The 6,903-nt window shown below is 45.2% G+C and carries 5 protein-coding genes, 1 other RNA gene and 1 pseudogene (1 of these 7 only partly in view); 2 read left to right on the forward strand and 5 right to left on the reverse strand.

The features are described from left to right. Together ssrA and BACFIN_RS01090 are read left to right on the forward strand one after the other, a co-directional pair. Positions 1 to 350: a transfer-messenger RNA gene (ssrA, locus tag BACFIN_RS22135) on the forward strand (it extends 373 nt beyond the left edge of the window). Positions 351 to 462: 112 nt separating this feature from the next. Further along, complete coding sequence (locus BACFIN_RS01090; protein ID WP_007757976.1) at positions 463 to 1,269, forward strand: KilA-N domain-containing protein; 807 nt, start codon at positions 463 to 465, stop codon at positions 1,267 to 1,269. A 264-nt stretch (positions 1,270 to 1,533) separates the two neighbouring features. On the opposite strand, the gene BACFIN_RS01085 is transcribed toward BACFIN_RS01090, so the two are convergent. The 5 genes and pseudogenes from BACFIN_RS01085 to BACFIN_RS01065 form a co-directional block, all read right to left on the reverse strand. Next, positions 1,534 to 2,481, reverse strand: a complete 948-nt coding sequence (locus BACFIN_RS01085) for a hypothetical protein (RefSeq protein WP_007757977.1) — start codon at positions 2,479 to 2,481, stop codon at positions 1,534 to 1,536. Between the two features lie 313 nt (positions 2,482 to 2,794). Beyond that, entirely contained in the window at positions 2,795 to 4,153 is a 1,359-nt protein-coding gene (mobV, locus tag BACFIN_RS01080) for a MobV family relaxase (protein ID WP_007757978.1), read from the reverse strand. A 317-nt stretch (positions 4,154 to 4,470) separates the two neighbouring features. Next, positions 4,471 to 5,346, reverse strand: a pseudogene (locus BACFIN_RS01075) (toprim domain-containing protein); the annotation flags it as partial. 243 nt (positions 5,347 to 5,589) lie between these two features. Then, complete coding sequence (locus BACFIN_RS01070) at positions 5,590 to 6,657, reverse strand: AAA family ATPase (RefSeq protein WP_007757981.1); 1,068 nt, start codon at positions 6,655 to 6,657, stop codon at positions 5,590 to 5,592. Between the two features lie 11 nt (positions 6,658 to 6,668). Further along, positions 6,669 to 6,903 (reverse strand): DUF3853 family protein (locus tag BACFIN_RS01065; RefSeq protein ID WP_007757983.1); only part of this gene is annotated, 235 nt, incomplete at its 5' end.

A 6,903-nucleotide genomic window follows, 5' to 3' on the forward strand; every position in this document is an offset into this window, starting at 1 on the left:
GTGGGTCGGTAATTTCCACTTAAATCTCAGTTATCAAAATTTTATCTGGCAACGAAAATTATGCTCTCGCTGCTTAATCGAAGTATAGTAGATTAGCTTTATTTCTGCCAAAGTGGTGGAAACGAGATGTCGCTCAAAAGCTCTTGCTCCGAAGCGTTTGATAAAGCGGCACAGCAAAATCGGGGATAGTTTGAGTTCTTCTCCATAGCTCTTACGAAATATTAGGGGATAAGGCATAGGTTGGTGGCTTTGGTCTTGCTTATGCTCGAAAACCGAAAGCAAAGATAAGCATGTAGAAAGCATATGGTTTCCTCGTTTGGACGGGAGTTCGATTCTCCCCAGGTCCACTTAATTTTGTATTAAAGGTATAATATTCAGCGATGAATAGTTCTTTTCAAAGGTTATAATTGGACGATTTTCTGTAACTTTGCAATTAAATCTAATGAAAATATTATCAATAGAATGGCAAAAATTAAAGTTCAGAATACAGAAATAACTATCATAAACCACGATGATAAAGATTATATATCATTGACGGATATGGTGCGCAACATAGAGAATGGATTGGCTCTTATCGAAAAATGGTTACGCAATAAAAATACAATTGAATTTCTTGGCATTTGGGAGGAAATGTACAATCCAGATTTTAATTCCCCCGAATTCGAGGGAATTAAAAATGAAGCTGGGCTGAATAGGTTTATTCTTTCAGTGAAGCAATGGACGGAAAAGACCAATTCGAAAGGACTTATAGCAAAAGCTGGACGCTATGGCGGTACTTATGCTCACAGGGACATTGCATTTGAGTTTGCCTCGTGGGTTTCTCCCCAATTCAAACTCTATCTCTTGAAAGAATTCCAACGTCTGAAAGAACAGGAACAAAACCAATTGGGTTGGACCGCGAAACGTGAATTATCCAAAATAAATTATCGCATACATACCGATGCAATCAAACAAAACCTTATCCCTGTTGAGGTAACAGCCAAACAAGCCAATATCATCTATGCTGATGAAGCGGACATGTTGAATGTGGCAATGTTCGGCATGACAGCCAAAATGTGGCGTGATCAACACCCCGAACTGAAAGGGAATATCCGGGATTATGCTTCTATTAACGAACTGATTTGCCTTTCAAATATGGAAAGTCTCAATGCGGTATTCATAGACCAAGGTATTCCGCAGGGTGAACGGCTGATTAAACTTAATCAGATTGCCATTCAGCAGATGAAAGTATTGGAGGGTAATAACAATAACCACAGGTTATTTAAATAATACTTATTGGCAAATGATTCTGAAGTCTACTGACTTACACAATCAAAACTTTTATCTGAATTCTACTTTCTTTTACAAAGAAAGATATGCCGTTTCATTACTTTGAGTATTTGCCCTTTGAAAAAGGATATAGAACTTTGCCCCGTTATTATTGCTCCCCTACTGCTATTCAAAAAAAACAACTTCCGATATTAGAAAGTTAGCTCTAATAACGGAAGCTGTTTTCATTCGTAAAGATTCTCCATCAAAAGTCAGATGAATTCTTTACTGGATTTCCACATGGTCAGCATCTATAAACTTGCAAGTGTATTGTTGTCCATTAACACTATACCAATTAATTACACCATTGGAACTTATGTCGTAAACTAGATTCCAAGTCTCCGTTTCATTATCTTCTGGGTACTCAGGATCTTTGTAACTTAAATTAGCTTTTTGGGGTAATTTTTTAGAAGCATTTCCTAAAAAGCCAGTTACAGCCAAAATTCGGAAGACTGCATCACTGGAAATTAAATCTTCTGGTGCAAGAGTTAATAACATTGTATTGTATTTGTTCGCAAAGTCAGAACTGTATTCATATTCTTGTTCGAAGTATGTAAATCCATGTGATGTGCCTACGATTTTTCGCAATCCGCCATTTTGATCATAAGTATAGCTATAGCTGCCGGAATCAGAAAAAGGTCCTTCTTCTGCATCACTAGCAGTAACAGCCATATTAATTTTTTCTATCTTACCATCGTCTTGGTAACTGAACTGATAATTATTTTCTTCTTTTTCCCACCAATCATTACGTGAGTCGTTCATGCTATATGCCAACCGATAGCCTCCGATAAATCCGTTGCTCAGCAGAACAAAGTTGTCAGCTTTCCAACTTTCGGTAGAGCCACCATCAGACCTATCAGCCGTAATACTATTCAACTTACGGGAACCAGCAGCCCGTGTAGCAGCATAATTAAATGTAAATGTGCAACCGTCAACTTCGGCATTACGAATGGTGCCATCTTCATTATAACTGATTTTTACACCAGATGCTTCTGTAGGACGTACCCCATCGACTACGGAAGGCGGCACTCCGAAGTCAATTTCACCTCCTTGTGGAATATCTTCATCATCGTCACTACAAGACGTAAAACTAATAGCGAAGGCTGATGTTAAGAGCATGAAGCATAATACACTTCTTTGAAGAGCATTAAGCAAAAAGAGTAAATTTTTCATAGATTTTCTCCTATGCCTTCCAGTTCCAAAAAGGCTTTTAATCTTTAATAACCACGAAGCGTGGAACTGCAATGTCCTACTTCCTAAGTTGACGGTCCTGAGAAAACCTTGTGTACAGATGTAGTGATAGCAGCCCACGCTATAGCGTGAGAACCACTATGCTATCCTTGTACACGTTTGAAAGTTTCTCAGGTTTTCAACTTACAAGATAAGCATAACGCTTCTTCAAAATTCTAATATGTCTGGATAAAGTTTCCTCCATCCGTTTGCAAAGATAGTCAATTTTATTGAAATCCAATCAAATACTATCAGATTACAACTTGAATCCTCTGGATTTTTGCTCTCTCTGCACCGAGTTACGCAGATTCTGCTGTAACTTTTCCCATTGTTCCTTAAACCATTGTACTATGGGCTGTCGGTTTATGGTCAGCACCAACTTATGTTCTTCGGTAAAATCGTCCTCAATCTTGCAGACCGCATCCTTTATTTGAAAAGACTGTCTATACTGTGTGGAGTACAGTTTGCCGCTGCAAACGATGGGTTTTCTTTTAGCCAAAAGCACGTCTATCATCTCCTGCGTGAATCCAGCCGACTTGCAGAACTTCTCCATTTGCAGCATTTCTCTCATAATGGGGAACCATTTGAACGCTTTGCCGATGATTTCATTCAGCTCTTCTATTTTTTTCACCTTCATGTTCAGTTCCTGTCGGTGTATCTCCTGCTGGCAGTGTTTCTCTGTGCTGTGACGCTCTTCCTGCATCCTCATGTGGTCGTTCAGCAGACGAATCTGGTTGTCACGTTTGTCTATTTCACCCTGTAGCTTTCCGTTGGCTTGTTCCAGCTCCTTCAGCTTACCGCTACCGAAAAGAGAACCGACACCGCTGGCAATGGCTGTCATGGCATCCGTAGCCTTGTTTTTCAACTGCTCGGTTCTGGCTTCACTTTTGATTTTAGCCAGCTCGCTTTCCGCCCGTTCCTTTTCGGCAAGCAGCAGACCGATATTTTCCTGTATGTCCTCTGTCTGGTTCAGCAGGTCACGGTAGTATTGGGCGGTGGTGGTATGCCGGGCTTCCGAGCCGACGATGCCACGTTTCAATCCGTATTTTGCCATAGCCAGTGCATACCCGTCCTGATAGGCTTTCAGCTTATGCCGGGTCATGATGTCATTGGCTGACAGCCGTGCTGCACCGCTCGGTTTTTTGCGGTAGTTCTTCTTCACCAGTTTTTCTGACTTCTTCTTTCTGCGTTCGGTCTGGACGATAGGGATGAGGGTGGCATGGATATGGGGTGTTTCCTCGTCCATGTGCAGCACGGCCGAAACCACGTTCTCGCTGCCGTAGGTACGTTTCATCCATTCCACGCTGTCCCTGCACCATTCATCCAGCTTGCCTGCCTGCTCTATCTGCTTCATGTCCTTGGGGCTTCCCGATAGGATGAAGCGGATGGCACGTACCTGGTTGGTGCCTATCTTGCGTGTCAGTCCGGCACTTTTCAGCCTATGGCTGATGGCTTCGTTGCGGTTGGTTACTCCACCGGGGAACTCAATCAGCTCACGGTTGAGATGCGTCCGTGTCGGATCTGCATTCTTCGGGGTGGTCTTTCTTTCGATGTGGTCGGACATCTTGCTGTCTGACCCGTGCGCTTTGTCAAGATGCAATACTGCGAATCCCATGTTCTTCCTTTCTTTCTGATTCGTTAGACATTTGTTTTCTTACCCCTCTTGGGGGCGGCATAGCCGTTCATCGGGGGTGTCCAGAGGGGTGGAACCCCGTTGGCTCATTGGGGGATTTTTAGCGTTACTTGTAATGCGGCTCGAAAAATCCCCTAATGAGCTACGACTTTTTCAGCATGGAAAAGTCCACGCGTCCGTCCCTACATGCTGAGCCCTCTGCCCCGTTTGGTTGGTTCCTCTCCGGTGGCTTCTTTTCCCTTCTGTCGGCTTGCTGTTTCAGCTTTCATCCGGATGGCTTCCGCCTGTTTTCCGGCTCTCTGCTGTTGTAAGTATTCGTTCAAGTCCTTGCACCCGCCATAAATCTGCGAAGCGTCCCGGATGTACCGGTCTCTGCCGTATTCCATGCGGATTTGCCGGAGTGCTTCCAGTCCTGCATGGTCGTTGTCGAAAAAGCAGTGGATGCGTTCATAGCTGCCCAGCGAATAGAGAGCCTTGTTCACGTTCGATACGGAGTTCAATACAATATAGTCCTGTCCGTCCAGCTCCGGATAATTCGGGCAGCTTTCCTGTCTCAATGTCAGAAAGGAAAGATAGTCCATGAATCCCTCGAACACATAGCAGGTAGTCCTTGCTTTTCCCGATTGTCTGATGTGGGAGATTTCCTTGGGGGCGATGCAGCCCTTGAAATAGGGGTTACGAACCTCAAACCCACCCGAACCGTTAGGGAAGGCAATGGCAAAGTAACGCTTGCCGTTGTGGGTGTAACGGGCTTCTCTACATTCTCTTTTTGCCAGCTCCAGATTTATTCCTCTACCTTGTAAATAGGAAAGCAGGGCAGGAGACGATAACGGTACTATCTCCAGCTGCTGGAAGCTCGGACCGAAAGAGTCCTGCTTGCCAAAAGAGAAAGATACCGGGTGTACATGCGGTGTCTGTTCCGCAATCCGCTCCAGCAGGTAAGATACATGGTCGGTAGCATACAGGTGTGCAGCCAATTCAATGGTACCGCCCCCTTTCCCTAAACCGAAGTCGTACCACTGGTTGCGCTCGGTGTTCACTTTGAAGGAAGCCTCCGTTTCATCCCTCAAGGGAGATTTGTACCAGAGGTTGATACCCTGCTGTTTGACGGGTGAATAACCCAGGCTGTGCAGGTAGTCAGCCAGATTGATTTGTTTTGCAGTCTCGATGTTCATAAGGAAATCGTTTTAGTGAGTACGTTGATTATTTCTCTTTTTGCCCGCAACTCTTAAATGTATGCGGTCTGTATCATCGCTTAGCTTTATTCCTATTATATACACCCCCGGAATAAAGTGAAGCGGTTGTTTCTCTTTTTGCCCGTAACTTCTTCCGTGAAGTTCGGTCTGTATATAATCACTTCACGATATTCTCGTATATATAGGATACGGAAATAAAGTGAAGTGATTGGACGGTTCAGTTTAATAGTGGAAGTCTGGCTTGAAGGAATACTTCCTGCCGTTTTCCTGCACTACCATCCGCTTGTTGCGCAGCATGGTGATAAGGGTAACAGCTTTCTGGTGGTTCAGTTTGATACCTACCGTGGGATAGACTTTGATTAAAGCCTCTTCCAGTTCCTTGTAGCCGTATTCCTCTTTCAACCCGAATACCGCTTCCAGTGCAATGCGGTGTTGCTGCTCGCTAATATCCTTGTGGGGGTCAAACTTTTCCTCCACAGGTCTTCCCGGCTTCCTTGCTTCCAGCTTGTAACCTTCCGCAAGTTCGGGCAGGGCTCGGTCGTTGATGCGGAATGCAAAAGGCTCGAAGTCCATCGCCCGGATGTGCATGGCGGAAACATGGCTGATGTCGCTGTTCCCCTTGTCCTTTTCCACCAGCAGGACTGTTTCCGCCTTGTTGTTCAGTTCCGTACCGATGTGCCCTCTTGCGTTCTCATCCCCCTTGTTCTGATGCAGTATCGTATGGATATGAATCTGCCTGTCGTCCGTCCACTGCATCAGCTTGGATATGATGCGGGTGGATTCACCGGGGCTGTTGATGTCGTACACCATATCCCGGATGCCGTCTATGATGACCAGCCCAATATCCGGTGAGTGGTAGATAGCCTGTTCTACAATGCTGATGCGCTGTTCCGGGGTGTATTTTCTCAAAGCGAGAAACTCCAGATAACCGCTGTCCCGGTCGTCGGGCAATCCTGCCATCCGCAGGATCCGCTTCATCACTTTCAGGCAGTGGTAGGGGCTTTGCTCCGTATCTATATAAAGCACTTTCCGCTTTTCCTCGGGCAGTTCAGCTGCATATCGTAACACAGTACCGTTCTTCAATGCAGCAGCTACGATAGCCGATACATTGAAGGTCTTCTTGCTCTTGGCTTTGCCGATGGATGCACTGAAATTGCCCAGCGTCCCGATGACAGAGCCGTGTACTTTCAGAATTTCGGGGGCTTTTTCGTAACATCTAGACAGACTTAGCCGGGATTCCTGCCAGAGGATAACGGCTTGTTCGGGTGATATTTCTTTTATATAGTCCATAATCACCTCCTTTATCTGCGTCTTCCGGTTTTCTTGCCAGCCAGTTCCAGCGCCAGTTCTGCATCTACGATAATCTTGCGTCCAATCTGGGTAATGGCTTTGTCTATTTTTCCGCTTTTCTTGATGCGGTTGGCTGTGGGCAGGCTGCACCCGAAAAGCTTGGCTATGCCGAGTATGCCGTACACGTACTTTCTTTCCGTGTCGGTGGTCGGCTGCGGTTGCGCCTCTGCCTGTACCGAAGCGTGT

The organism is Bacteroides finegoldii DSM 17565, from assembly GCF_000156195.1.
Taxonomy (GTDB): Bacteria; Bacteroidota; Bacteroidia; order Bacteroidales; family Bacteroidaceae; genus Bacteroides; species Bacteroides finegoldii.

Coding starts and splice junctions, on each gene's coding strand:
- BACFIN_RS01090 (WP_007757976.1), top strand. CDS start 463: ATGGCAAAAATTAAAGTTCAGAATACAGAAATAACTATCATAAACCAC.
- BACFIN_RS01085 (WP_007757977.1), bottom strand. CDS start 2,481: ATGAAAAATTTACTCTTTTTGCTTAATGCTCTTCAAAGAAGTGTATTA.
- mobV (WP_007757978.1), bottom strand. CDS start 4,153: ATGGGATTCGCAGTATTGCATCTTGACAAAGCGCACGGGTCAGACAGC.
- BACFIN_RS01070 (WP_007757981.1), bottom strand. CDS start 6,657: ATGGACTATATAAAAGAAATATCACCCGAACAAGCCGTTATCCTCTGG.